The sequence below is a fragment of the Streptomyces sp. NPDC057939 genome, from assembly GCF_042887545.1.
In the GTDB taxonomy this organism is placed as follows: domain Bacteria; phylum Actinomycetota; class Actinomycetes; order Streptomycetales; family Streptomycetaceae; genus Streptomyces.
The window spans coordinates 420,418-444,145 of record NZ_JBHVPG010000002.1; the positions used below are offsets into that span (position 1 = coordinate 420,418).

The 23,728-nt window shown below is 72.4% G+C and carries 24 protein-coding genes and 1 riboswitch; of the genes, 5 read left to right on the forward strand and 19 right to left on the reverse strand.

Annotated elements, in window-relative coordinates; all coding sequences use genetic code 11:
• Nucleotides 1-12 precede the first annotated feature (12 nt).
• Nucleotides 13-531, forward strand: a complete 519-nt coding sequence (locus ACFVS6_RS04200) for an NADPH-dependent FMN reductase (RefSeq protein ID WP_389700430.1) — start codon at nucleotides 13-15, stop codon at nucleotides 529-531.
• A 172-nt stretch (nucleotides 532-703) separates the two neighbouring features.
• The gene (locus ACFVS6_RS04205) at nucleotides 704-1,420 is read left to right on the forward strand and encodes a 2-phosphosulfolactate phosphatase (RefSeq protein ID WP_389700431.1); all 717 of its coding nucleotides are present in this window, start codon (nucleotides 704-706) and stop codon (nucleotides 1,418-1,420) included.
• A gap of 51 nt (nucleotides 1,421-1,471) precedes the next feature.
• On the opposite strand, the gene ACFVS6_RS04210 is transcribed toward ACFVS6_RS04205, so the two are convergent.
• The 13 genes from ACFVS6_RS04210 to ACFVS6_RS04270 all read right to left on the reverse strand — a co-directional run bounded on the left by ACFVS6_RS04210 (nucleotide 1,472) and on the right by ACFVS6_RS04270 (nucleotide 14,357).
• Nucleotides 1,472-1,885 (reverse strand): hypothetical protein, encoded by a 414-nt coding sequence (locus ACFVS6_RS04210; RefSeq protein ID WP_389700433.1) that lies wholly within the window; start codon nucleotides 1,883-1,885, stop codon nucleotides 1,472-1,474.
• Nucleotides 1,886-1,947: 62 nt separating this feature from the next.
• Nucleotides 1,948-2,379 carry an OsmC family protein gene (locus ACFVS6_RS04215; RefSeq protein ID WP_389700434.1) on the reverse strand — a complete coding sequence of 144 codons (432 nt, stop codon included), beginning with the start codon at nucleotides 2,377-2,379 and terminating at the stop codon, nucleotides 1,948-1,950.
• Nucleotides 2,380-2,460: 81 nt separating this feature from the next.
• On the reverse strand, nucleotides 2,461-2,787 hold the full coding sequence (locus tag ACFVS6_RS04220) for a DUF1048 domain-containing protein (protein WP_389700436.1): 327 nt from the start codon (nucleotides 2,785-2,787) through the stop codon (nucleotides 2,461-2,463).
• A 1-nt stretch (nucleotide 2,788) separates the two neighbouring features.
• Nucleotides 2,789-3,145 (reverse strand): DUF1048 domain-containing protein, encoded by a 357-nt coding sequence (locus ACFVS6_RS04225; protein ID WP_389700438.1) that lies wholly within the window; start codon nucleotides 3,143-3,145, stop codon nucleotides 2,789-2,791.
• A complete protein-coding gene (locus ACFVS6_RS04230; RefSeq protein WP_389700439.1) occupies nucleotides 3,142-3,468 on the reverse strand; it encodes a PadR family transcriptional regulator in 327 nt (108 codons plus the stop codon). The genes ACFVS6_RS04225 and ACFVS6_RS04230 overlap by 4 nt, the downstream gene beginning before the upstream one ends.
• A 163-nt stretch (nucleotides 3,469-3,631) precedes the next feature.
• Nucleotides 3,632-4,915: a VWA-like domain-containing protein gene (locus tag ACFVS6_RS04235; protein WP_389700441.1), complete on the reverse strand. Its 1,284-nt coding sequence runs from the start codon at nucleotides 4,913-4,915 to the stop codon at nucleotides 3,632-3,634.
• Between the two features lie 56 nt (nucleotides 4,916-4,971).
• Nucleotides 4,972-6,264 (reverse strand): AAA family ATPase, encoded by a 1,293-nt coding sequence (locus ACFVS6_RS04240; protein ID WP_389700442.1) that lies wholly within the window; start codon nucleotides 6,262-6,264, stop codon nucleotides 4,972-4,974.
• Between the two features lie 436 nt (nucleotides 6,265-6,700).
• Nucleotides 6,701-8,149 carry a hypothetical protein gene (locus ACFVS6_RS04245; RefSeq protein WP_389700444.1) on the reverse strand — a complete coding sequence of 483 codons (1,449 nt, stop codon included), beginning with the start codon at nucleotides 8,147-8,149 and terminating at the stop codon, nucleotides 6,701-6,703.
• Between the two features lie 220 nt (nucleotides 8,150-8,369).
• Complete coding sequence (gene folP, locus ACFVS6_RS04250) at nucleotides 8,370-9,167, reverse strand: dihydropteroate synthase (RefSeq protein WP_389700492.1); 798 nt, start codon at nucleotides 9,165-9,167, stop codon at nucleotides 8,370-8,372.
• 107 nt (nucleotides 9,168-9,274) lie between these two features.
• The gene (gene aceB / locus ACFVS6_RS04255; RefSeq protein WP_389700445.1) at nucleotides 9,275-10,876 is read right to left on the reverse strand and encodes a malate synthase A; all 1,602 of its coding nucleotides are present in this window, start codon (nucleotides 10,874-10,876) and stop codon (nucleotides 9,275-9,277) included.
• A gap of 163 nt (nucleotides 10,877-11,039) precedes the next feature.
• Nucleotides 11,040-11,267: riboswitch (cobalamin riboswitch) on the reverse strand.
• Nucleotides 11,268-11,383: 116 nt separating this feature from the next.
• Complete coding sequence (gene tsaD, locus ACFVS6_RS04260) at nucleotides 11,384-12,442, reverse strand: tRNA (adenosine(37)-N6)-threonylcarbamoyltransferase complex transferase subunit TsaD (protein WP_389700494.1); 1,059 nt, start codon at nucleotides 12,440-12,442, stop codon at nucleotides 11,384-11,386.
• Between the two features lie 152 nt (nucleotides 12,443-12,594).
• Nucleotides 12,595-13,557 carry an anti-sigma factor RsbA family regulatory protein gene (locus ACFVS6_RS04265; RefSeq protein ID WP_389700446.1) on the reverse strand — a complete coding sequence of 321 codons (963 nt, stop codon included), beginning with the start codon at nucleotides 13,555-13,557 and terminating at the stop codon, nucleotides 12,595-12,597.
• Nucleotides 13,554-14,357, reverse strand: coding sequence for an MEDS domain-containing protein (locus ACFVS6_RS04270; protein WP_389700448.1), 804 nt, complete (start codon nucleotides 14,355-14,357; stop codon nucleotides 13,554-13,556). Before ACFVS6_RS04270 ends, ACFVS6_RS04265 begins: the two co-directional genes overlap by 4 nt.
• A 962-nt stretch (nucleotides 14,358-15,319) precedes the next feature.
• Here ACFVS6_RS04270 and ACFVS6_RS04275 point away from each other — a divergent pair.
• Nucleotides 15,320-15,613: an ABC transporter substrate-binding protein gene (locus tag ACFVS6_RS04275; RefSeq protein ID WP_389700450.1), complete on the forward strand. Its 294-nt coding sequence runs from the start codon at nucleotides 15,320-15,322 to the stop codon at nucleotides 15,611-15,613.
• Nucleotides 15,614-15,864: 251 nt separating this feature from the next.
• Here the strand turns inward: ACFVS6_RS04275 and ACFVS6_RS04280 are convergent, their stop codons facing one another.
• The 6 genes from ACFVS6_RS04280 to ACFVS6_RS04305 all read right to left on the reverse strand — a co-directional run bounded on the left by ACFVS6_RS04280 (nucleotide 15,865) and on the right by ACFVS6_RS04305 (nucleotide 21,911).
• Entirely contained in the window at nucleotides 15,865-16,686 is an 822-nt protein-coding gene (locus ACFVS6_RS04280) for a CbtA family protein (protein WP_389700452.1), read from the reverse strand.
• A gap of 14 nt (nucleotides 16,687-16,700) precedes the next feature.
• Nucleotides 16,701-16,928 (reverse strand): CbtB-domain containing protein, encoded by a 228-nt coding sequence (locus ACFVS6_RS04285; protein ID WP_389700454.1) that lies wholly within the window; start codon nucleotides 16,926-16,928, stop codon nucleotides 16,701-16,703.
• 534 nt (nucleotides 16,929-17,462) lie between these two features.
• Nucleotides 17,463-18,800, reverse strand: coding sequence for a Dyp-type peroxidase (locus tag ACFVS6_RS04290; protein WP_389700456.1), 1,338 nt, complete (start codon nucleotides 18,798-18,800; stop codon nucleotides 17,463-17,465).
• 2 nt (nucleotides 18,801-18,802) lie between these two features.
• Nucleotides 18,803-19,426 (reverse strand): molybdopterin-dependent oxidoreductase, encoded by a 624-nt coding sequence (locus tag ACFVS6_RS04295; RefSeq protein WP_389700458.1) that lies wholly within the window; start codon nucleotides 19,424-19,426, stop codon nucleotides 18,803-18,805.
• Between the two features lie 375 nt (nucleotides 19,427-19,801).
• On the reverse strand, nucleotides 19,802-20,188 hold the full coding sequence (locus tag ACFVS6_RS04300; RefSeq protein ID WP_389700460.1) for a gamma-glutamylcyclotransferase family protein: 387 nt from the start codon (nucleotides 20,186-20,188) through the stop codon (nucleotides 19,802-19,804).
• A gap of 640 nt (nucleotides 20,189-20,828) precedes the next feature.
• Nucleotides 20,829-21,911: a hypothetical protein gene (locus ACFVS6_RS04305; protein WP_389700461.1), complete on the reverse strand. Its 1,083-nt coding sequence runs from the start codon at nucleotides 21,909-21,911 to the stop codon at nucleotides 20,829-20,831.
• 295 nt (nucleotides 21,912-22,206) lie between these two features.
• Between ACFVS6_RS04305 and ACFVS6_RS04310 the strand changes: the two genes are divergently transcribed.
• Together ACFVS6_RS04310 and ACFVS6_RS04315 are read left to right on the forward strand one after the other, a co-directional pair.
• Nucleotides 22,207-22,851, forward strand: a complete 645-nt coding sequence (locus tag ACFVS6_RS04310) for a LysE family translocator (RefSeq protein ID WP_389700462.1) — start codon at nucleotides 22,207-22,209, stop codon at nucleotides 22,849-22,851.
• A gap of 147 nt (nucleotides 22,852-22,998) precedes the next feature.
• On the forward strand, nucleotides 22,999-23,367 hold the full coding sequence (locus tag ACFVS6_RS04315; RefSeq protein ID WP_389700464.1) for an NUDIX hydrolase: 369 nt from the start codon (nucleotides 22,999-23,001) through the stop codon (nucleotides 23,365-23,367).
• Nucleotides 23,368-23,728 lie beyond the last annotated feature (361 nt).

Consider the following 23,728-nt stretch of genomic DNA (forward strand, 5'->3'; position numbering starts at 1 on the left):
GGACGACCGACCGTGCACGCCCTGCTGATCAGTGGAAGCCCCCGGGTGGGCTCCGGCACCACCGCGCTGGCCGCGCTGGTGGGCGACGCCCTGCGCGCCCGGGGCAGCACCGTGACGTCGCTCGAACTGGCGCGGGCTCCGGGCCCGCGCCTCCGGGACGCGCCGCGGACCTACGACGCCGTCGTCCTGGCCAGCCCCGTCCACCACGCCAGCTACTCGGGCCTGCTCAAGCTCGCGCTGGACGAGGTGCCGGGCGATTGGCTGGCCGAAACGGCGGTCGGGGTCCTCGCCCACGGCGCGGGCCCGCGGACGGGCAGCGTGGTGTGCGAACACCTGCGTACGGTGGCCAGGGCACTCGGGGGCTGGGTGGCCCCCACCCAGATCGCGTCGTGTCCGGCCGACTTCGTCCCCGGACCGCACGGCGCCGCCCCCGTGCCGGACGAAGCCCTGCTGCGCCGCTGCGACGCCCTCGCCGCGGAACTCCACCGCTGCGCGACGATGCTCCGCACCCCGGTCGCGGAACACGCCTGACGCACCGTCGTTTCGCCCGTCCCGCCGCCCTTTGCGCCCCGGCACCTCCCGCGCCCCCGATCGGGGACCGGCGGAGGTGTCGGGGCGCACGGCGTCCACCGGCGCTCCGACCACGGTGTGAGGCGCGCCACCACCGGGGTGCCGCGGGCCGCCCATGCGTGATCATGACGGGATGGACGCTCACTTCCTCGGTATCCCGGAACTGGTCGAAACCCCCTCCGTGGCGGTCGTCGTCGACGTCATGCGCGCCTACACGGTGGCCGCCTGGGCCTTCGCCCAGGGAGCGGAGAAGATCGTCCTCGCCGAGTCGCTGGACGAGGCCCTGGCGCTGAAGGCCCGCCACCCGGATTGGGTGGCGCTCAAGGACGGCCCGCACGCGCCCGGGTTCGACGCCGTCAACTCGCCGGGCCTGCTGCGGTCCGTCGACCTCACCGGACGCACCGTCGTGCAGAAGACCACGGCGGGCACGGTCGGGGCGCTGGCCGTCAAGGAGGCGTCGCTGGTGTTGTGCGCCGGTTTCGTGGTGGCGGAGGCGACGGCCGGCCTCCTGCGGACGCGCGGGTGTGACGGCGTCACGTTCGTGGTCACCGGCGAGGACGGGCGGGCCGACGAGGACCTGGCGTGCGCCCAGTACATCGCCGCGAGGGCGAGCGGGGCCGCGACCGACGCGACCGACGCGACCGGGTTCCTCCGCCGCGCCGGCGCGTCACGCGCCGCCGCGGAGCTGACGCAGGGCGTGCGTCAAGGGGTGCATCCCGATGACGTCGCGCTCTGCCTGGAGCTCGACCGGTTCCCGTTCGCCATGGTGGCGACCTCGGAGGACGCGCTCATGGTCCTGCGTCCGTACCCCGCGCCCGCCCCGACCGACGGGGACCGCGCGACCGCATAGGACCGGCGGACGCGGCGACGGGCCGCCGGGGCTCCGCCCCGCCGGCCCTCGTCACGGCTCCACCGGAAATCCGGTGAGCAGCGGCCGGGCTTCCTCGCGCCCGTGCCCCAGCACGTCCACGAGCATCCGACCCAGCTCGGCCACGGCTTCGTTCGGCATGTCGAGCACGGCCTCGATCTCCGCGTCGTCCAACTCCAAGTCGTCCAGACGATCGGGATCCAGCGACACCGTGAGCAGGTTGCCCGTCAGGGCCACCGCACGGACGCAGCCATGGGCCGTGCACCGGTCCCCGGTCGTCACGCGGTACGTGTCGAGCCCGAGCGCGACGTCCTCCTCGGACGGTTCGGCGACCGCCCGCGTGAACAGCAGCAGGAAACCGTCCTCGTCCTCCGCCACGCCGACCTGCATCTCACCGTCGACGTCGGCCTCGGCGGCAAGCGCGCGAGCCGTGAACCTGTATGCCATGCCCCGGTTCTACCAGAGCCGGCCGAGGCGGACCCCGGCCGGCGCCCGCTCCACGCGGGCGGTCAGTCGGTTTCGATGACCTTCACGGTGACCGGGGTTCCCGCCTCCACGGTGCGGCTGACCGTGCAGAGCTTGTCGTGGGAGGTCTTCACGGCGCGCGGCAGGATCGCACGGGCCCGGTCGCCCCCCTCGCCGGCGGGGAAGCGGACGGTGAAGGCGACTTCCAGGTCCGTCATGTGGTTGCCGCCCTCGTCCTCGGCCTTGTGCCCCTGGACGGAGACGGAGAACCCGGTGGGTTCGGCGTGTCGGGTGGTGGCGACGTCCACGTCGGCCGCGGAGCAGCCGCCGATCGCGGCGAGGAAGAGCTCGACGGGGGTGAAGCCCCCACCGGACCCGGTGGCGAAGGTGACGGTGTCACCACGGGAGTTGGTCGCGGTGTACGTGCCCGGACCGGTCCGCTCGACGGTGACGGAGCGCAGGGAATCAGCAGTCATGGCATCGACGGTAGCCCCATCATCACGGACCCGGCGCGCCACGCACCGTGCGGGCGGCCGGTCCGCACGTGGCGGCGGGTGCTACGTCGCGGCCGTCCCGGGTTCCCGGAGGAGTGAGGCCTGGTGCATGTCCGCGTAGGTGGGAGAGTCCTGGATCATGCCGTCGCAGAAGGCGGCGACGTCGGTGCCGATGAGTTGCACGACCCCCTTGCCCGCGGCGACTCCCTCTTCGAAGAAGTCGACGATCCCGGGGAGCAGGGGGCCGTCGGTCAGGTCGATCGGGCCGACCTTGAACAGGTACCGCAACATCTCCTTGTGGACGATTCGGTAGTCCGGCGGGAGCGCCTTGACCCGGGCCGTGTACGCCCGCCACTGCTTCTTGCCGTCGATGATGTCCCGGATGCTCACGTCAGCCTCCCAGCCGGCTCAGTTTTCTCGCGACGTTCCTGTTCAGCTGCTCGCGCCACCGGTCGCGATGGGTGCGAGCGCCTTCTCCGCCGGCAAGAGCCGTACAGAAGCCCCGGATGTCGTCGCCGAGCACCTCGTCGACGCCCTGCCCGTCCGCCGCTGTCTCTTCGAGGAGCCCCAGGGCGGCGTCGAGTATCGGCATCAGGTTGCGGCCGGTGAAGTCCGTGTGGGGGAAGAGGTGGTTCTTGATCTGGTCCCAGGCCGCCCGGTGGTCGTCGGGCAGTGCCTCGGCCCGGGCTTCGAGCGCCTTCCACTCCCTGGTCAGATCGCTGCCGGTGATGCTCTCCCAGAAGCTCATCTCCCGCCCTCCTTGAGCCTGTCGATGCGTGATGAGAGGTACTGCCATTTCGCCCAGAACTTCGCGAGTTCCCCGCGTCCGGCCTCGTTGAGCGCGTAGAACTTGCGCGGTGGGCCGACTCCGGACGGTCGTTTCGTCACCTGGACCAGTCCGTTCCGCTCCAGCCGCAGCAAGATGGTGTACACCGTCCCCTCGACGACGTCGGCGAAGCCGAGTTCGTTCAGCTGCCGGGTGATGGCGTATCCGTAGGTCTCCTCGCCGGCGATGATTTCGAGCACGCACCCTTCGAGCGTGCCCTTCAGCATCTCCGTCAGGTCGTCCATCGCGCTCCCCCTTTCCCTTCTTCCCCTTCGGTACTGCGTGCTACCGAGTACCACTACACGGTATCACCGAGTAGTGGTACTCGGTAGCGGAGGAACACGAGCCACGTGGGACGGTGACAGTGGCCGCGATCCGCGCGTCGGGGCACCGGCGCCCGCGGCCCGCTCAGCCGATGTGGACGACGCGGGCCCAGGCCGGCGGAGAGTCCGGGACGTAGTCCGGATCCTCCTCGTTCGCGGGACGGGCAGGGCGGGGGAAGAGGCCGACGACCGTGCGGCAGGACGGCTGCGCGGAGGGCCAGGGCGTCTGTCCGTCCGTCAGCGCGACGATCACGTCCGGGCGGGGACGGGAGCGGAGCGCACGGTCGAAGCCGGACCGCAGGTCCGTTCCTCCGCCGCCGATCAACTCCAGGTTCTCGGCCCGGCACAGCGGTACGGCGACGCCCGCCGCCGCGTCGCAGGAGATCACCGAGACCAGGTCGCGCCGCCCGCCCACCGCCCGCGAGATCGCGGCCACCTCCAGCAGCGCGCCGCCCAGCTCGGCGTCGCTCACCGACCCTGAGGTGTCGATCACGACGCAGACCCGCGGCGGCATCCGGCGCAGGCTCGGCAGCACGACGCCGGGAACGCCTGCGGAGCGCCGGGACGGACGCCGGTAGCTGTGGTCCTCGCCCGGCCCCGGCGCGCCCACGGCCGCACGGAGGGCCGCGCCGAGCAACTGCCGCCAGGGTTGGGCAGGGTGGAACGCCTCGTCCGCCCAACGCCGCCACCCTTCAGGAGCGTCCCCGGGCCGGCCGGCGATCGCCTCGGCCACCCGGAAGCGCACCGCGTCGCGCTGCTGCCGGCTCAGACCGTGCGCCCCCTCGGGCCCCAGCTCCCAGGGCCTCGGGTGCCCGTCGGCGCCGCTGCCGCAGTCCAGCCAGGCAACCCGTGGTGTGCGGCCCGCCATCGAGAAGCGTCGCAGGTACTCCTCCATGAGCAGCCCGTCGGGCAGACCCAGCGTCGCCGGGAGGACCGCCCCCACCGGCATCGGCAGGCCGTCGCCGTAGATGTCGTCGTTGATCTCGAAGTCGGCGGCGATGTTCTGCCGCAGCCGCCGACCCGGCCCTTCCTCCCCGTGTTCCTGGGCGTACCGCGCGCCGCGTTCGTGGTGGTCCCGCAGCAGGTGGGAAACCTCGTGCACCCAGACGCCCGCCAGTTGCTCCAGCGGAGTGCGCTGCACGAAGGACGGGGAGACGTAGCAGCGCCAGTAGGCGTCGACCGCCATGGTCGGCACCGACCGGTCCTCCACCACGTGGAGCGCGAAGAGCGCGCCCGCGAGGTACGGCCGCACGGCGACCGCGTACAGCCGCGCCGCCAGCAACTTGTCCGTGTCCAGCGGGATGACGGGACCCGGCGGCGGCCCTGGATCCGCCGCTCGCACCGGCCGCGGCGGCGGGGGCGGGGACATGGGCCGCGGCAGTGGGCGCGGCGTGGGCCGCGGCCGCGGCTGCTTCACCGACCCGCTCATCGGCGCCCGACCGCGGCGCTCTTGGCGCCGGCGGCCGCCGCGGTACGGGTCACCGAGTTCTCCGCCCGCCGGGCGAGGCCGATCACCGCGGCGAGGCGTTCCACCGTCTCCGGGACCTCCCAGCCGTCGCGACGCAGCGCGGCCAGCGCCTTCGCCGGGGCGACCAGCAGGTCCGGTGCGCCGGTCTCCATCGCCCTGACGAGGACCGCCCAGGCCGCCTCCCAGCGCTCCCGCTCCGGGCGCGCCCCGACGGCGGCGACGACCGCCTCCAGCGTGGCCTGGCGCAGATCGCCGCGCTCGGGCAGTTCGGCCGCGGCCGGGTCGGCGAGCAACGAGTCCGGGTCGGGCAGTTCCATCCGGTCGATGTGGGCCAGCAGTTCGAGGCCGGGTCCGTCCCCGACGGCACCTCGGACGAGCGTTGCCAGCACGTCCCGGGAGACGGAGGCCGCCGTGCCGAAGGCGAGCAGCGTCATCGCGGCCTCCCAGCTTCGCGGCGAAGGCCAGGCGCCACCGCGCTTCGTCTCGGTGGTCGGCAGCCGGTGGATCAGGGTGGGCCGGGCGTTCAGGAAGCCGCAGACCGCGCGCCGGGCGAACGCCACCGCCTCCGGCAGTCCGGCCGGGTCGAGCCGGGGCAGTTCCGCGCGCGGCCAGACCCCACCGAGTCCGCGCACCACCACGTCACGGTCGTGGACCCAGTACAGGTGCACGAACCGGTTCGCCAGCGGCGGGCTCAGTTCCCATCCGTCCGCGGCCGACGCCCGCGGGTTGGCGGCGGCGACGATCCTGATGCCGGGCGGCAGTTGCAGCGTGCCGACCCTCCGCTCCAGGACGACCCGGAGGAGTGCGGCCTGGACGGCGGGGGTGGCGGTGGACAGTTCGTCGAAGAAGAGCAGACCGCGCCCGGCGCGCGCCAGTTCCACGGCCCACTGCGGCGGGGCCATGGGGACACCGTTCGCCGCCGGGTCGTCGCCCACGATGGGCAGCCCGGAGAAGTCCGTGGGCTCGTGAACGCTGGCGATCACGGTCGTCAGCGGCAGATCGAGGGAGGTGGCGAGCTGGGTCAGCGCGGCCGTCTTGCCGATGCCGGGCTCGCCCCAGAGCAGTACGGGCAGGTCGGCCGCGACGGCCAGGGTGAGCGCCTCCAGTTGCTCGTCGGGGCGCGGCTCGGTGGTGGTCGTCCGCAGGAGGGTCAGGAGGTCTCCGGCGAGGGCGAGCTGCGTGATGTCGGCCGGGAGCGGCACGGACAAGGGAGCGGGCGCGGGCGCGGAGAGGACGGTGCTTGAGGTCATGGGCATCACCTGGGTGTGTTCGGGGACGGGTGGCCGTCCGGGATGTCGTCGTCGTTCAGCGGTGCACGCAGGCGTGGGAGCCGTGCGTGCGGTGTGCGCGGTTTGCGCGGTTTGCGCGGGGTGGGGGGCGGGGGCGCGTCCGGTTGCCGACGTCGGGTCGGGCCCCGGCCGGACCGTTACCGGTGTGACCCGGCACGGGGGCGGTCGGACGAGGGAGTGCGGCGAACGGGGCCCACGGAGACGGTCCCTGCGGACGCGTGCACCACGGACTCCGGCACCACGGACACGGGCAGCACGAACCCGGGCACTGCGGACCCCGCCACGGGCACGGGCACCACGGGCACGGGACTACGGACCCGGCGCCACGAACCCCGATCCCTCGGGCACAGGCACCACGAACCCACCCCGGCCCATCCGGCACGGGCACCGCGGGTCTTCAGCTCCGTAGGCCGGTCCGGGGTCGGGTGCGGCCGGCCCGCTTGCGGCGCAGTTCCCACGGCGCATGGCGGTCGAGCCGTGGCCGGTGGCCCGGGTCCCCCGATCCCGCCGCGGCGGGATGCACCGGTACCAGCCCCGCGCGGAAGAAGCCGTGGTCGAGGCGGCCCGCCACGGCCGCCTCCAGTGCTTCCCGCAGGGGCCCTTGCCGCAGGACGGCGCCGGGACCGAGCAGCCCTTCGACCACGGCCAGGGCCCCGGTCACGTCGCCGTGGCCGAGCCGATCACGGACGGCCGGCAGCGCCTCGGGGCTGCGGTGCACCGCGTCGATCGCCCTCAAACACGGCAGTCCGGGCCCTCCGAGCGCCATGAGCAGTGCCTCGCGGGCCAGTTGGGCCGGATCGTGGTCGACCGCCGCCAGCGTTCCGTCGCGCAGCGCGATCCGGTGGACCTCCCCCAGGCAGTCGACCCGATGCGGATCCGTGGGCCCTGGGGGCGGATCGTCCGCCGGCCATCCGGGGCCGGGCACCGCCACCGACCCGGGGGCGGGGACGGATCCCGCCACTTCGGGCGCGGACAGCGCTGCCGCGACCAGTGGGTGCAGCCGCTCCACGGGGAGCAGGCCGGCCCGCAGCAGCTCCAGGTCCGGGTGCCGCCTGGCGGCGGCCTCCGGGAGCAGTGGGAGCGCCGCCACCCGTTGCGGTGGCGGCATGTCCCGTACCGGCCGGAGGACCGGGGCGTGGCTGTCGTCGGGGGCGACGAGTTCGAGCACGGAGTGGCCGCGCGCACCGAGCCGCACGGCGAGGGCCCCGCGGGGACGGCCCTCGGCCCGCAGGAGCAGTTCCGCCTCGTGGGCCCAGTGGTCCGGCGGCCGCTCGGGATCGTCGTCGGCGGTTCGGTACGGCGCGTCCGCGCCGCACCTGCGTGCCAGCTCGCCGCTGCGCGTGGCGTCCCAGAGGTGGCGGTGGAGGTCGAGACGGAAGCGGCGGTCCGGGCGGGGGTGCGGATGGTGCTCCGGTGCGCCGTCCCGCGAATCCTCCCAGAGCGCCAGGGACATCCGCTGGCCCGCGTCCGCCCAGGCGGGCGGTGTCCGTACGACGAGCTGTGGTCCCGCGGTGCCCCGGGAGCCGTAGCGGACGAGCGAAAGGGTGAGGCCGGGACGGAGCCGCCCGTCGGGGGCGATCCGGGGCATGTTCCAGCGCAGCAGTTCCGGCGCCAGTCGGCGCAGATCGGCCCGAAGGCGGGTGGCGAGGTCGGTGCCGTGGCGGTCGCGCACGGCGCGCAGATCGAGATCGACGTCGATGCGGGCGACGGCGCAGGCTCCGGCCCAGTCACCGGCCGCACGGCGGGCGGTCGCGTTCTCGATCATGGACGGTGGCACGGCGTAGTCGCGTACGCGCTGCCACATCAACAGGCGGGCGGGAATCGGTTCCACGAAGTGAGTTGCCATCAGCACTCACCTTGCGTGGACGATTCCCCCAATCCGAGGGAGGGGAAGGTGTTCATCCTCGGCATCATAAGCACCTCCCGGATGATCTGTCAGCCACATATCCCGAGGCCCGGGGCCACGACCTGGCCGCCACATGTCTTGAGGCCGGGGCCACGACCGGCGTCCGCATGGTGGCCCCCGCACGACCCGCCCGACACCGGCGGAGGCCACGATCGGGCCGTCAGGCCGGCGGGGTGATCGCCCGGGCGACCCTGACGGCGTCCGCCGTCGCCCGTACGTCGTGGACGCGGACGGCCCAGGCGCCCTGGTGTGCCGCGATGGCGGACAGAGCGGCTGTTGCCGCGTCCCGGCGATGGGCCGGCGGTGGGGTCCCGTCCGCGTCCGCCAGGACGTGCCCGAGGAAACGCTTGCGGGAACCGGCGACCAGTACCGGTCGGCCCATGGCGCGCAGGGCCGCCAGACCGGCCACCAGGCCGAGGTCGTGCCGCGCTTCCTTGGCGAAGCCGAGCCCCGGGTCGACCACGAGCCGCTGCGGTGCGATGCCCGCGGCGACGGCGGCGTCGATGCGGTCACGGAGTTCCGAGACGACCTCGGCCACCACGTCCCCGTAGACGGCGCGGCTGTTCATGTCGTGGCTGAATCCGCGCCAGTGCATCAGGACGAAGGGAATGCCGCAGGCTGCCACGGCCGGAATCATGTCGGGGTCCGCCAGGCCCCCGCTGACGTCGTTGACGAGGACCGCGCCCGCCTCCACCGCCCGCCGGGCGACGGCGGCGCGCATGGTGTCGACGGACACCGTGACTCCCTCGGCCGTCAGCCCCCGGACGACCGGAACGACCCGGCGCAGCTCCTCGTGCTCGTCGACACGGGACGCCCCGGGGCGGGTCGATTCCCCGCCCACGTCGACCAGGTCGGCGCCGTCGGCCGCCAGGCCCACGCCGCGCTTGATGGCGGCGGCCGTGTCGAACCAGCGGCCCCCGTCGGAGAACGAGTCGGGGGTCACGTTGACGACGCCCATGACGGCGCAGCGGTCCCAGTCGGGCAACCCCTCGACGGCGCCACGACGGCGCGGGGAGTTCGTACCGGGTGCGCTCCGATCGCCGTCGGCGTGGTGGGCCGAGGGGCTCATGACGAGACCTCCGTCCGACGGACGAGGTGTCGAGCGTAGGCATCGGTGGTGAAGAAGGCGGGCAAATCCCGGCTCAGGACGGTGCGTTCCAGGATCGCGCGCGCTTCGCCGACGGGCCTGTCGGGGCGTTCGCCGACCAGGGCGGCGCACTCCGCGTCGACGGCGTCGAGCAGCGACTCGCGGGTCAGCAGGCGGTGCCGCAGCCACTGCCAGAGCTGAACCCGGGCGATTTCCGCGGTGGCCGTGTCCTCCATGACTCCGTCGAGAACCACCGTTCCGTCTCCGCGCAGCCAGGATTCGAAGTACCTGAGCGCGATCGCGACGTTCGTACGGACGGCTTCCGGGGCCGGTGGGGTCACCGCCCGCCGTACGGACAGCAGGTCAGAGGCTCGGACGTCCGGGCGGCCGCGCTCGATCCGGTGCGGCCCGTCGGCGAGCGCGCCGTCGAAGGCGTCCCGGCACACCGGGACCAACGCCGGGTGGGCGACCCACGCTCCGTCGAAGCCTTCCGAGGCCTCGCGCTCGGCGTCGAGTCGCACGCCGGCCGGAGCCTCCTCGTCCGGGCCGGTTCCCCGGCCCGGGACGCGGGTGACCATCCCTCCGATGGCGTGCGCGCCGCGGCGGTGGCAGGTGCTGACGAGGAGTGCCGTGTACGCCCGCATGAAGGGGGCGTCCATCGTGAAGGAGACCCGGTCCGGAAGCAGGAGGTCGGTGCCGTGCCCGAAGGTCTTGAGCAGGCTGAACAGGTAGTCCCAGCGACCGGCGTTGAGCCCGGCCGAGTGCTCGCGCAGTTCGTAGAGGATCTCCTCCATCTCGAAGGCCGCGGGGACCGTCTCGATCAGCGCGGTGGCCCGGATCGTGCCCCGCGGGATGTCGAGAAGGTCCTGGGCGAGGACGAACACGTCGTTCCACAGCCGGGCCTCGTGCCGGTTCTCCAGCTTGGGAAGGTAGAAGTACGGGCCGCTGCCTCCGTCGATCTGCCGCTGCGCGCAGTGGAAGAAGTACAGCCCGAAGTCGACCAGCGCGGCGGACACCGCCCGTCCGTCGACCGTGAGGTGGGCCTCGTCGAGGTGCCAGCCGCGCGGGCGGACCATGATGGTGGCGAGGCGCTCGCCCGGGCCGTGCTCCGTGCCGTCCGGGATCGTGAAATCGAGCCGTCGCTCGACGGCGTCGAGCAGGTTGAGTTGGCCGTTGACGACGTTCTCCCAGACGGGGGACGTGGCGTCCTCGAAGTCGGCCGTCCACACCTGGGCACCCGAGTTGAGGGCCTGCGCCGCCACCGCCCGCTCGGGCGGCCCGGTGATCTCCACTCTGCGATCGATCAGGCCGGGAGCGGGAGCGGCGACCCGCCAGTTCGCGTCGCCGCGGACCGCCGACGTGGCGCGGGGAAAGTCCGGGCGGGAGCCGGAGGCCAGGCGGTCGGACTGGTGGCGGCGCTCCTTGAGGATGTCCAGGCGCCGCTTCGCGAACGCCGAATCCAGCCGCGCGACGAAGTCCAGGGCCCCGGGAGTGAGGATCTCCTCGAATCGTGGGCCCGGACCGCCGAGGACTTCGACGGTGCGTGAGGTCGCTGCCGCGGCTGCGGGCTTGCCTGTCACGGAACTCTCCTTCGCGAGATGTGTCCAGAAACGTCCCGGCGGGGGGACACGGACGCGAAGGAACGACACGACGAGCCGCCCACGCGGCGGAGTTGCCGCACGTGCCGCTCGATGTGTACGCCGACCCGCCCACGAGGTCACCGGGATCTCCGCACACGGAATCGTCCGCGCACGGGCAACGGGCAGGTCTTCGGACTCGCGGGCACGCCCACCGGGTCTCCCGGCGGGCACCTACTGGCCGTCGCTTCCCAGGACCGTGGTCCGGTCCCAGTGCGTATGACGGCGGTCGTTCCCACTCACCGCTGCGGGGCAGTCCCGGATTCCCACCGGGTTCCCTCTTACGACGCATCCCGCCTGGCGGACGGGGCGAACCAGCTGCTCGATCACCCTAGACCGTCCGCCGGAGGGCGAGGGCGGCCGTCTGCATTCCGGACACGGGAAGCCCGACCCGCCCGCCTCCCGGGGCGGCGAGCCCGGGCGGCGGCGACCGCCGCGCATCGAGACCTGTCAGGAGGCTCTCGCGGCGGCGCGGGCGACGGGGTGCAGGGCCGCGTACTCCAGCGGCGCCGACGGATCGATCGACAGGTCGAGCTGCGCCGGAGCCGAACCGGCACGCACCAGGAGGTCGCCGACGGCGGCGATCATCGCCCCGTTGTCGGTGCACAGGGTCAGCGGGGGCACCCGCAGCTCCACACCGGCGGCCGCGCACCGCTCCTCCGCCAGCGCGCGGACCCTGGAGTTGGCGGCGACCCCGCCCACCACGACGAGGGTGCGCACGTCGTACTCCTTGCAGGCGGCGAGCGCCTTGCGCGTGAGCACGTCGGCGACGGCCTCCTGGAGGGAGGCGGCGCCGTCGGCGAGGGGGATCTCCTCGCCCCGGACGCGGTGCTGCTCGGCCCAGCGGGCGGCGGCGGTCTTCAGGCCGGAGAAGGAGAAGGCGTACGGGGCGTCACCCGGACGCGTGAGCGGGCGCGGGAACGCCACCGCGCACCCGTTGCCCCCGCGGGCCGCCCGGTCGATGGCGGGTCCGCCGGGGTAGGGCAGCCCGAAGACCCTTGCCACCTTGTCGAAGCACTCCCCCGCGGCATCGTCGACGGTGTCCCCGAGGTGCAGGATCGGGTCCCGTACGAGGTCCCGCACGAACAGCAGCGAGGTGTGGCCGCCCGACACGATCAGCACCATGCACGGGTTCGGGAGCGGCCCGTGTTCCAGCGTGTCGGCGGCGACGTGTCCGGCCAGGTGGTGCACGCCGTACAGGGGCACGCCCGCGGAGTACGCGAGGGTCTTCGCCCCGGCCAGCCCCACCTGCAACGCGCCCGAGAGCCCCGGCCCGGTGGTCACGGCCACGGCGCTGATGTCCGAGATCCGCAGCCCCGCCCGGTCGAGGGCCTCCTGAACGACCGGATTGAAGGCCTGCAGGTGGGCGCGTGCGGCGATCTCCGGCACCACCCCGCCGAAGCGGGCGTGTTCGTCCATGCTCGACGCCACGACGTGCGCGAGCAGCCGCCCGCCCGAGACGATGCCGGCCCCCGTCTCATCACAGGACGACTCGATGCCCAGTACCACCGGAGAGCCCACGACGGCCCCTTTCGCGCGATTCAAGCAGTTGCAACCTATGTGCAACAAGGTACGCGGCCGAGGGAGGGGGTTCGTGCGTCCGGGGTCGGGGCCGGTGTGCGCCCGGGGGTCGGGGCCGGTCGCCGTGCGGGCCGTACCACCTACCGCGGTACGTCCATGTGCAGGCGGATCGTGGTCCCCTGGTCGCGGGTGGAGCGGATCTCGACGAGGTCGCAGAGCTGGTGGGCGAGCCAGAGCCCGCGACCGCCGATCTGGTGGGCGTCGGGACGGCTGCGGCCGGCCATGACGTCGGAGATGTAGCCGGAGTCGCGGAACTCGCAGAGGAAGGTCGCGTCCTGGGCCCAGGTCCGCAGGGTGCCGTGGCCGCCGCCGTGACGGATGCTGTTCGTCGCGATCTCCGTGACGGCCACCGCCAGCTTCGGCAGCCGGTCCTGCGGCACGCCGGCGTCGGACGCGCACTGGGACACCTTCGAGCGGATCGCGCCCAGGTCGCCCTGCGCGTAGCCCATCTCCTGGAACGGGTCGCACGGGTCGGCCAGGTCCGCGAAGGCGTACTCCTCACCGGTGAGGTAGTCCTCGTTCGGCCCCTGCCGACCGCCCCGGCGGATCAGGGGGTGGCAGCTCGACAGCGACCGCAGGGCGTCCTGGTCCTCGTCGGCCGCGTCGTAGGGGCACAGCATCGACCAGGTGGAGCTGCGCGCGAAGGCGCGGTTCAACAGCCATTCGTTGTAGCGCAGTTCGGACAGGTGCGCGGCGCTGCGCGCCTCGCGCCAGGCGGTTTCGCCGATGCCGCGCACGGGCCTGTCGCCCTCGCCGCGCTCCGTCATCCACGCGGTCCAGGCGGCGACGTGGCGGCCGGGGTTCGGGCCGGCGGTCGTCGTGTCGACGAACGTGACGGCCGGTTCGTCGGCCAGTTCGCCGCGCAGGAGCGAGGTCTTGTCGGAGGGCACGGCGACGACGACCGCCTCACCGCCCTCCAAGGCCTCGTGGATGAAGTCCAGGGTCCCGGACAGGAACTGCGCCTCGCCGCGGTAGGGGTACAGCTCGTGGCGGAAGGCACCGCCGTCCCCGGCGGACGGCTTCGAGGGCACGGTCGCGGTCATGCCGCCATCACCACCGGTACGCCGGCGGTTGCGTAGCCCGCGAGTTCCCAGCACAGGCGCACGGTCTCGTTCGCCCCCGCCACCTCGATCCGGCGGTCCGGCAGGTGACGGGCCGCGTCCACGAGCGCGTGCATTCCGGCGGCGTCGATCATCTCCAGGGTGTCGAACCGCAGCTTCATGAGGGGCGTGTGCCGCATCGCGGCCCTCGCGGCGGCGTTGAACGCGTCCGCGCCCTCCGAGTCGATCACTCCGTCCACGCTCCACTCGTCGGCACCCGTGCTGAACATCCGAAAGGCCGGACGTTCAGCACGTGTGCCCATCTCGTGAGGATGCATACACGCCGCCCGTTCCATGGACGGCGCGTCCCACAGCGACGACCGGAAGGCGCACACCACGATGGCGCCGCTCTCGGAGGCGAACTCGTCGAGCCTCAGTTCCTGGGCCAGCAGTTCCTCGGCCCCGCCGGGCTCGGTCATCGGTGCCCGCTCCGCGAGGACCCGGACCGATCGGAAGCCCTGGCGGACGGCCGTACGGGCCTCGCGGCGCACCGCCGCCAGCATCACGTCCGTGTCCGCCAGGTCCGGCAGGTCGAGGATCACCGTCGCGGCGGGGGCCCGGTCGCGCTGGGTCGCGGCGGCACCGGACGACCCGATCATCACGACCTTGTCCCCGTAGAGGGCTCCGTCGGCCACGTAGGCCCGCGCGTCGGTGAGCAGGGTCGCGGTCGGGTCCATGCGCCAGCACACGTGGTCACCGAGCTCGACCTCGTCCAGCCTCGTCAAGGCCCGCGCCGCTCTCACAGCCAGCCTCCCTGGGATTGCCCGACCCACCCGTACCCGTACCGCTACCGCACGATACCGGCACGTGCCGCAGAACCGCCGACGTTACCGTTCGGACCGCAGGGATCCTGTTCGCCCCCTGCCCACCCCGCGGGGCGCCAATCTTCCCGGCGGCGACCGAAACGTGCCTCCTGACGTGCATCCCCGCCCTGTGCGGCAGCCCCGCCCTGCGGTCCGGGTCGCCGCACCCGCCCCGGCAGCCGGTTCCACTGACGCGTGGATCGCCCACCGGATCGGTGGGACGTCCGGGTACGCACACATCCGCCGTCCGCGCGCCCATGGTCCGCGCATGCGCATCGTTTCCCTCCTTCCGGCGGCCACGGACATCGTGGCGGACCTCGGACTCGCCTCGGACCTGGTCGGACGCACCCACGAGTGCGACTGGCCGCCCGCAGCGGTCGCGTCGGTTCCCGTCGTCACCCGCGCCGAATTCGATGCGGACGCGCTCAGCAGCCGGGAGATCTCCGCCGCGGTGGGCGGTGCGGCGCACCGTGGATCATCGCTCCACACCCTGGACGCGGAAGCCCTCTCCGCTCTGGCCCCGGACGTCCTGCTCACCCAGGACCTCTGCCGGGTCTGCGCGGTGTCCTACGAGGGCGTCTCCCGGGTGGTGCGCCTCATGGACACCGGCCCCCGCGTGCTGAGCATGGAACCTCGAACCCTGGACGACGTATTGGATTGCCTGGTCACCGTGGGCGGCCTGTTGGGGGTCCGGGAGGGGGCCGAGCGGCGGCGCGCGGAGCTGCTCGGGCGACTCGCCGGGGTCCGACGCGCCGTGGCGGGCCGGCCGAGGCCGAAGGTGGTGGCCATCGAGTGGCTCGACCCCCTGTGGCCCGCCGGACACCGGGTACCGGGTACCGGAGCAGATCACCTGCGCGGGCGGGACACCGCTGCCGGCCGCGCCCGGCGAGCACACCGAACCGATGACCTGGGACGCGGTACGCGCGGCGCGCCCGGATGTCGTCCTGCTGATGCCGTGCGGGTTCCCGCCCGACCGGACCCTGACCGAGCTGGACCTGCTCACCGCGCTGCCGGGCTGGGCGGAGCTGCCCGCCGTACGGTCGGGCGAGGTATGGGTACTGGACGGCCCCGCCCACTTCAACCGGCCGGGGCCCCGCGTGGTCCGGGGTGTTGAGGTGCTCGCGCAGGTACTGCACGGGGCGCGGGTCGGGGACCCTGTGACCGGGGCTGAAGCGCGGCGGCCGGGTCGGGAGTGACGCTCATCCCCGCTACGAGGATCAGCTCGGCCGCCGGCCGGGCCGCGTTCAAGGTGCGGACGTGCTGCGGGGTCGGACGAGGCGGCCCGGCGCGGCGCCCGCTCCCCCAGGCGGTCCGAGGCTCGGGCTGATCGAATGCCGGTGACGGAACACAGGGGCACGGTTCCCTGGGGTTCTGCCACGACGGCCGGAGCCCTGCCTCCCCACATGTACGGGGCGACAGGGCTCTGGGTCGGCTGCGGATTCTTCGACTAGCCGAGAACCGATTCCGGCCGAGCCGGCGCCCCGGTACCCGCGGGATCGGTGCGGTGGGCCAGCAGCCGCTGCGCGAGCACGCCGAAGACGATCCCGAACACGACCCACATCACGACCTGGACGGACAGCGAGGCCACCCGGAACTCCCACAGCAGGGCCGCGGGGAACTCGGGCTTGACGGCGTCCGTGTTGTCCGGGAGGACGAGGAAGGCCAGGCCCGTGGCGACGACGAAGCCCGCGCCGGCGGCGAGCGTGGCGTTCCAGTTGCCCAGGCGCGGTGCCAGCCGCCGCCCGAGGACGATCGCACCGACCCCCAGCAGGACGCTGAGCAGGATCATCAGGAAGAACAGGGTGGTGCGCTGCCCGATGGTGTCCGGGTTCCCGACCGCCGGCGGGGCCGCAGGGTACTTCAGGAACGGCACCAGGTAGACGGTGGTGAAGGCACCCGCGGCCGTGAGCGCGGCCGTGGCCCTCGGGCTGAACCCGCCGACACGACCCAGGACGAGGGAGAACGCGAGGGAGGCGATGCCGCCCAGCGCGACCCCGTACACCAGCACGCCGGTGGCGAGACCGACGGTGGACTGGACGGGACGGCTGACAAGCTCTTCCTCTTCCTCGGCGGGGGCCTCGGCGCCACCGTGACCGGCGTGGCCGGCCGCGGGGGCGGCCTCCTTGGCGGCCGCGGCCTCTTCGACGGCGATGGAGCCCCGTACCGGGGGCTCGCCCGCCACGTAGGCGACGGCGAAGGCGAACAGCCCGGCGATCAGGCCCGCGAGCATGCCGCGGACCAGCAGACCTCTGACAGTGGAGGCGTACATGTGCGTGGCCTCTCTCAGTGGCAGGGGAAGCCGAGCAGGTGACGACCGTCGTGCACCCACTCGTGCACGCCCTCGCCGGCGAACACGGCGGTGGCGCCCTGCTCGGCGCCGACGAAGTAGAGGGCCACGACCATCAGGAGGCCGACGAACACCGCCCAGGGCAGTACCGCGCGCACGGGCAGCGGAGCCGACGGCGAGACGGCGGTGGTGGGTATGGCAGCGGAAGCGACAGCCTCGGCCATGATGGAACCTCCTCGGGGAACAACGCGTCCCATACGGTGGTGCTGGACGACGGTCTTCGGGTCTGACTCGCCGCAACGCCTCCGGGGGAGATCACCGCAGCACACAGTGGCGCGACCATGCCGGATTCACACCGGGCTTCCGTCTCGCCGTCGTCGCTATGTCTTTATGTCGCCGCGACGCTACCGCGTGTCGGGCCCGCGGCCAAGACCGTGAGTCGCTGATCACAGAGGACGTCCGAGACGCAAGACGCTCGCCTCCGGCAAGCGCCGGTGGGTTCGTCGTTGGGAAGTTCCGTGAGCTCGCCAACGGATCGGCTCCACTGCGGTGTGTGGAACACGTGAGATCGCCGGGTGACCAGTGCGACCGGGAAGCCATTGCAGGTGGGGATCAGCGACTCCCTCGGCTCAGTGGAGGACCGGCGAGGACCACACGGGCCAGGTCACCGACACCGGCCGCGGAGCGCGCACCAGGGCGGCCGTCAGCTGGGCCATGGACCTCGTCGGCGCGGCTTTGGATCGGGTCGGGCATCGGCGTCAGCCTTCCAGGAGTGCCTGGGCCGCGTAGGTTCCGGGGCGGATGCCGCCCGGTACGGCGAACAGTGCGGATGTCTCGTGGACGAGGTAGCGGCCGAGGGCGTCGCCGTGGGAGAGGCGCTGCTGGACGGGGATGAAGCCGGTTCGCGGGTCGGGCTGCCAGGCCATGAACAGCAGGCCGGCGTCCGGGGTTCCGTCGGCGCGCAGGCCGTCGTGGTACGACCAGCTGCGGCGCACCATGGTGGCGCCGCTGTTGGAATCGGGAGCGGCGAGCCGGATGTGGGCGTTGGTGGCGATGACGGGGACGCCGTCGGACCGGGCGGCCGCCAGGTCGACGGGTGTGCGTTCGGTGCCGCCCGTCAGGGGCGCGCCGTCGGCGGCGCGTCGCCCCAGGGCCTGTTCGCGGTGGGTGGGCGGCAGGGTGTCCCAGTGGTCCAGGAGCATGCGGATGCGGCGGATCACGACGTACGAGCCGCCCGCGAGCCACGGCGGGACGTCCGGCCCGTGGAGCAGGGCGCGGGTGGGCTCGGGGTTGTTCGTGCCGTCGACGTGTCCCATCAGGTTGCGGCGGCCGTCGGCGGCCGTGAAGCCGGTCATGGTCCAGCGGAGTCCTGCCTCGCCGCGAGCCAGGCGTTGGAGGGTCCGCAGGGTGTGCGCGGTGACGAAGGCGTCGTCGGCGCCGATCTGTACAAGGAGGTCGCCGTCGCTGCGCGCCGGGTCGAGTTGGTCCTCGGGGAAGGACGGCAGCGGTGCGAGGGGCTCGGGGCGGGCGGCCGTCAGGCCGGTGCGGTCGAAGAAGGTCGGGCCGAGTCCGAAGGTGACCGTGAGGGCGGCCGGGGCGGTGCCCGCGAGTGTCCCGGTCTCTGCGGCCCGGGAGCCGGGCGGCTCGAGTTCCGGGGGCACGGTCTCGCCGCGGGTCAGGTGTTCCGTGGCGGTCGTCCAGCGCAGGAGGAGCGCGGCGGCGCGTCCTCGGTCCGTCCGGGTGCCGAAGTCGAAGGCGGCCACTCGGACGTGTTGTTGGCGTGGCGTCAGGATGCCCGCCTGGTGGGGTCCGTGGAAGGGGATGACGGTGGCAGCGGTCGTCGCGCCGTCGCTGCGGAGCGCCGCGGCGGTGACGGTCCCGGCGCCGGCCAGGGCCGCGAGGCCTCCTCCGGCGAGCAGGGCCCGCCGCGAGACCCGTCGGCGGGCCGCCGCGTCCGGGCCGGTCAAGGGCGGTGACCAGGCAGGGGCGGCCGGTCCTCGGGCGGCGGAGGTCCGCAGTGGATCCGGTCCGCCCTCGTCCGTCCCCTGCTCGTCCGTCCCCTGCTCGTCCGTCCCCTGCTCGTCAGCCGCCGACATCGTCAGGCTCCGCCGCCCGCGGCGTCGACCGTGGTGTCGACCGTGCCGACCCAGAGCTGGTTCAGCTCGGAGACGTAGCGGCCGCCCTTGGTGTCCTGCGGGACCACGAGACGCGGGCCCTGCGCCTCGTCGAAGGGCTTTCCGTCCTCCGACACGGCCAGCAGGATCTCGGACTTCGCGAAGCCCGGGTCCAGCTCGGCCCAGGCGAAGACAGCCCGGTAGTCGCCTCCACCGGTCGCCGCGACGACACCGCGCAGCTGACCGTTCTTCTTCGACGCGTCGAAGCGGGGCTGGGCGTCCTTGAGGACGTCGTGGAGCAGGACGCCCTGGTAGGTGTGCTTCTGCTGCCCCTTGGCGCTGCCGTATTCGACCTCCACGGACTTCTGCGGCAGGCCGCGAAGTGAGGCGAGGGTGACGGTGTACGGCTTGTCGACCTGGCCCGCGACGCGGACCTCCCCCGGCTTCAGGGCAGGTGCGGGGGACGCGGCGGTCGAGGGGCCGGCGCCTGCGGCGGGTGATGAGGGCGCGGGTGAGCCGGCGGTCTTCTCCGGGGTGCTGTCGCCGCATCCGGCGAGCAACAGGACCCCGATCGCGGCGACAGCCGACAACGATGCACGACGGTTCACGACGGGACTCCTCTTCTCAGGCCGGGCGGCGGCGATCGCAATCCGGGCGTTCGGTTGCGACCGCGCGGTTGCGTGCCTCATCGTCCGGATCAGCTGGCAAATGCATGGAGAAAGATATCGAACAAATCGCATCTACCAAGGGCTACCTGAAGGTTCTGCGGATCCTCCAGGCCCGGAGAGTCGCCGTGGTCGGAATCGACATCCCCGGAGCCCCGCGCCTACGCAGCGCCGTCCTCCAGGTGCGAGTGGCGCGGCCCTTCAGGGGTCGGCGGTGCGCCGCTCGCAGCAGCTTCGTGCCCTTGCTGATCGGTCGGCGCCGGGATTGCGCAGGGGCCCCGGCGCCGACGCGGACACACGCGGTTCGCGCGTGATCGATCAGGCCGGCTCGTCCGCGGTCCGGGCCCCGTTCGAGGTTCGGGCATCGAGGAAGGCCCATGCCGTCGCCCCGGAGCGCAGGGTCACCTCGCTCCTGGCGTAGTCGTCGACCTCGTAGTCATCGGCTGCGGCGAGTTCGGAGTCGGTGATGCGAAAGAGGGTGCCGTCGACGGCGTCCGCGTCCGCCGTCGACGGCACGACCAGGGGGTGCAGGTCGCTACCGCTTGCCGCGATCACATCCGGGTCGGTGATCTTGACGTACGTGGTCCTGTACCCCGGCAGCGCATCAGGACTGCCTTCGAGGAGCCTTCCGAACCGGGCCAGTTGAACCTGCTCGGACTGCAGGGTTCCGTAGGAGAACAACAAGTGGAGGGCGTGCTGGGCCATTGCGTGAACCTTCTGGTGCTTGGGTGCGGTGTGGGGCATCGAACCATGGGGCGGGCGCGGTCACCTGCCGTCGGTCAGGTGCGCGAGGGTGTGGCCGCGTCGATCCGGGGCTCTTCTTGAGAGGGTTCAGCCGGCGGCTCCGAGAGCCACACGACGGCGGCGCCGGCGGCGATCGTATCGACGGCGTACGGAATGGCAACCCCCACTGCTGCGGCCACTGCCAGAACCATCCACTGGTGCCCGGACACCTCACCGACCGAACCGACGCCGAACGGCGCGGACGCCACCGCGGCAACGGCGACGGACAACGCCAGGCCGGACAGCCCGGTGTCGGCATGCGCATCCTCCTCCGCTTCGCTCGGAGGCTCACCGTTCTCGGCCCGCTCAGGTACACACGCACGTGCCAATCCGAACGCAAGCCCGCTGTGAACAAATTGGCTGAACTTCGTAGGTCAGAGCGCCGGCATGCCTTGTACGCCGACTGTCAACTCGCCACCCGACAAGGGGGTTCGGACACGTGCAGGGCGTGTACCTGTCCGGCGCCCCTCAGGTCGGCGCGATGGTCGGGCGGCTTCGTGGACGCGGGCGGTGGGCTGCCATGAGGCGCCGCGGTCCTCGGCAGGCTCTCCGGACAGAGCTGTCAACTGTCCTGGCCCGCCCACTGCGCGGCCCGGACCGTGCCTTGCAGAATGTCCTGCCGCGGCAGTTCGAGGTCGAAGGCATCGTCCAGGGCGTGGAGGTACAAGTAGAACTCGTCCGTCAGCTCGGGGTGGTCGAGTTCGGCGCGACGGACGGCCTGGTTGAGGAAGTCGAGCTGACCGCCCCGGTAGTAGGGGGCGCGGCCGCGGTCGTACCGGTTCAGCTCCAGGGTGCCCTGTCCGTCGTCGATGCGGCGGCCGTCGCGTTGGTGGTCGAGGACGTAGAGGCCTTTCGCGGAGATGGCGCTCAGACGGACCGTCTCGGTGACCCCGAGCCGAGCGAGAGCCTCGGCATCGGGCCCGGAACCCGGGGGCTGGTGGTGCATCAGGAACACCCAGCCGCCGGCCTCCCCGAAGGAACAAGTGCTCCAGATACCGGCCAGGTCGTCGAAGGTCCCGTCCTCCACGCCGCACAGATCCGCGAGACGGGTTCCGTCGGCGATCTGCGCAGGGTCGGCTCCGTGGAGCAGGGCGATCTCTTCCGTGTTGACGTTCTTGCCGCGGAAGAAGACGAGGTGGGTGTAAGGGTGCTGGTCGCGCCAGGTGTCGGCGATCCAGGCGAGGCGATCGAACGGGTCGCGTCCGCACGCGGTGGCGGGCCGGATCCCGCCCGTGCCGCCGTTGCGGAAGGCGTTGCCCCAGGCGGGGTCGATCCGATCCAGCAGCTTGGCTTGCCCGGAGACGAGGTTGGCGACCGGTCCGCGGCCCCGGGATCTGGCCGCGATGTGCTCGGCAAGCCGGCGGACCACGTCCTCGGCCGCGAAGTACAGCACCCGGTCCAGATCCTGGGTGGCGAAGACCTCCTGGTAGGGGCCGGTGTGGCCGCGCACCGTGCCGTCGTCGTCCAGGACCAGGAAGAGATCACCGTTCAACGCGCCCACGCGCTGCCGGTACTGGTCCGCGGAAGTGCCGATGGGCGGGAGCATCGCATCGTCGAGCACGTCAGATCCCGCGGCCACCTGGTGCCAGGCCCGCTTGAGTGTGTACGCCGATATCTGCATGGCCGTCAGTATGCGAGCGGGCACCGACAGGAGCGCTCCTGCCGCGCAGCCCCGGCAGGAGCGGTAGCGCGTGGTGCTCCTCGCAGAGCCGTCCTGGTGATCGGACCAGGACCGGAGGTCCGCCTGGCCTGTCAGTTCCGGGTGATCGACCGCTGACGGGGGCCACCGGGGTGCTGTTACGCCCGGCGAAACGGGTGCACGAGGTCGGCGAATGGTGGGTCCGTATCCTGGCAGGCGACGAGGGCACCACCGGAGCGTCACAACCAGGCGCCACCACGCCGGTGCCGGGCTGTCGGGTCGAACGATGGGGAGTTGAACAGTGATCAGTGCGGCTGCAGTGGGGGGCGTGGCCCTGGTCGAGCTGGGGATGGCTCTGACGCCGGGACCGAACATGATCCACCTCGCCTCCCGCGCGATCACCCAGGGCCGAAGGGCGGGACTGGTGAGCCTGAGCGGGACCGCGGTGGGATTCGTGTGCTACCTGGTGGCGGCGGCAGCGGGGATGTCCGCGTTGTTCGCCGCCGTGCCGATGGCGTTCACCGTGGTCAAGCTGGCCGGGGCCGCTTATCTCGCCTATCTGGCGTGGGACATGCTCAGGCCCGGCGGTCGGTCCCCCTTCGCTCCGACCCGGGACCTGCCTCCCGTCTCCGACGCCCGCCTGTTCTCCATGGGTCTGCTGACCAACCTTCTCAACCCCAAGATCGCTCTCATGTACGCCGCGCTTCTGCCGCAGTTCATGGATCCGCAGGCGGGCCCGGCCTGGGCTCAGTTGCTGCAACTCGGCGGTGTACAAATCGTCGTGGGGATCACCGTGAACGCCCTGATCATGCTGGGTGCGGCACGTGTATCGGGATTCCTGGCCACCCGGCCCCGCGTGATGACCGCCCAACGGTTCACGGCAGGTGGGTTGCTCGGCTTCTTCGCAGTACGCACGGCGCTGACCCGTACGCCTGTCTCGGCCTGAGCGAGGAGACCGGGCAGCTGCGAACGGGCGGACACCACGCGCTCAGCGTTCGACCTCCGGAGTCAGCCGTTGAACCGTACTGGGCAACCTCGTTGCGTTCCGTCTGCGAGCGGTCGCGCATTCCCCCAGGCTTCGGTATCCGGGGCCGTGGTCGTTCACGGCGGTCGAGTGCTGCTCGTTCGGCGACAAGTTCCAGAGGGCCAACTCTCATGGCAGTTCCCGGCGGGCAAGGTCGAACCGGGCGAGACCTGCGAGGAAGCCGCCGTTCGCGAAACGATGGAGGAGACCGGCCTGGACGTGGTCGCCGTCGCTCCGCTGGGCGAGCGGATCCATCCCATCACAGGACGGCAAGTGTCGTACACGGCCTGCGAGGTCGCCGGTGGGACCGCGCATGTGGCAGACGTCGATGAAGTCGCCGAGGTCGCGTGGGTGAGCCTGGCGGCAATCCCGCGGTACGTCCCCTACGGACTCTTCAAGCCGGTCCAGCGGTACCTGGACGCCGCCCTACGATCTTGATTGCGGCTACCTGCGCTGCATAGCCTGCAAGCGGGCCTTCGCTCCAGAACTGGCGAAGGCCGGGCGTCATCTCATGTGCTGACCAGACCGTTCCTGGCAAACGACCACCCTTCCCACTTCCGATGAGGCGAGTGCCGGCCGTGAACGGGCTGCGAGAAGAGCGCTCCAGTCGGCGACGGCCAGAGGCCGGTCCGCGCGGCCGAGGTAAGGCATCGAGTCGGAACGCTGGCGATGTGGGCTTCGGCGACCTCCTCGATCGGGACCGTCTAGGTGTATTGATCACGAGCGTTGTTGACACTCGGCGGGTCTTGAACATGGCGAAGACCTCCGGTGTGGTGGGAGCTGTCTAGGAACCCATTGC

What these genes read in the sequence shown, in the direction of transcription:
- ACFVS6_RS04235 (WP_389700441.1), bottom strand. Translation starts at nt 4,915, where the DNA reads ATGTCCCCGCCCCCGCCGCCGCGGCCGGTGCGAGCGGCGGATCCAGGG.
- ACFVS6_RS04245 (WP_389700444.1), bottom strand. Translation starts at nt 8,149, where the DNA reads ATGGCAACTCACTTCGTGGAACCGATTCCCGCCCGCCTGTTGATGTGG.
- ACFVS6_RS04230 (WP_389700439.1), bottom strand. Translation starts at nt 3,468, where the DNA reads ATGGACGACCTGACGGAGATGCTGAAGGGCACGCTCGAAGGGTGCGTG.
- ACFVS6_RS04300 (WP_389700460.1), bottom strand. Translation starts at nt 20,188, where the DNA reads ATGGCCCAGCACGCCCTCCACTTGTTGTTCTCCTACGGAACCCTGCAG.
- ACFVS6_RS04210 (WP_389700433.1), bottom strand. Translation starts at nt 1,885, where the DNA reads ATGGCATACAGGTTCACGGCTCGCGCGCTTGCCGCCGAGGCCGACGTC.
- ACFVS6_RS04285 (WP_389700454.1), bottom strand. Translation starts at nt 16,928, where the DNA reads ATGGCCGAGGCTGTCGCTTCCGCTGCCATACCCACCACCGCCGTCTCG.
- ACFVS6_RS04280 (WP_389700452.1), bottom strand. Translation starts at nt 16,686, where the DNA reads ATGTACGCCTCCACTGTCAGAGGTCTGCTGGTCCGCGGCATGCTCGCG.
- folP (WP_389700492.1), bottom strand. Translation starts at nt 9,167, where the DNA reads ATGGGCGTCGTCAACGTGACCCCCGACTCGTTCTCCGACGGGGGCCGC.
- ACFVS6_RS04240 (WP_389700442.1), bottom strand. Translation starts at nt 6,264, where the DNA reads ATGACCTCAAGCACCGTCCTCTCCGCGCCCGCGCCCGCTCCCTTGTCC.
- ACFVS6_RS04225 (WP_389700438.1), bottom strand. Translation starts at nt 3,145, where the DNA reads ATGAGCTTCTGGGAGAGCATCACCGGCAGCGATCTGACCAGGGAGTGG.
- ACFVS6_RS04265 (WP_389700446.1), bottom strand. Translation starts at nt 13,557, where the DNA reads ATGACCGCGACCGTGCCCTCGAAGCCGTCCGCCGGGGACGGCGGTGCC.
- ACFVS6_RS04215 (WP_389700434.1), bottom strand. Translation starts at nt 2,379, where the DNA reads ATGACTGCTGATTCCCTGCGCTCCGTCACCGTCGAGCGGACCGGTCCG.
- ACFVS6_RS04205 (WP_389700431.1), top strand. Translation starts at nt 704, where the DNA reads ATGGACGCTCACTTCCTCGGTATCCCGGAACTGGTCGAAACCCCCTCC.
- ACFVS6_RS04275 (WP_389700450.1), top strand. Translation starts at nt 15,320, where the DNA reads ATGACCTGGGACGCGGTACGCGCGGCGCGCCCGGATGTCGTCCTGCTG.
- ACFVS6_RS04290 (WP_389700456.1), bottom strand. Translation starts at nt 18,800, where the DNA reads ATGTCGGCGGCTGACGAGCAGGGGACGGACGAGCAGGGGACGGACGAG.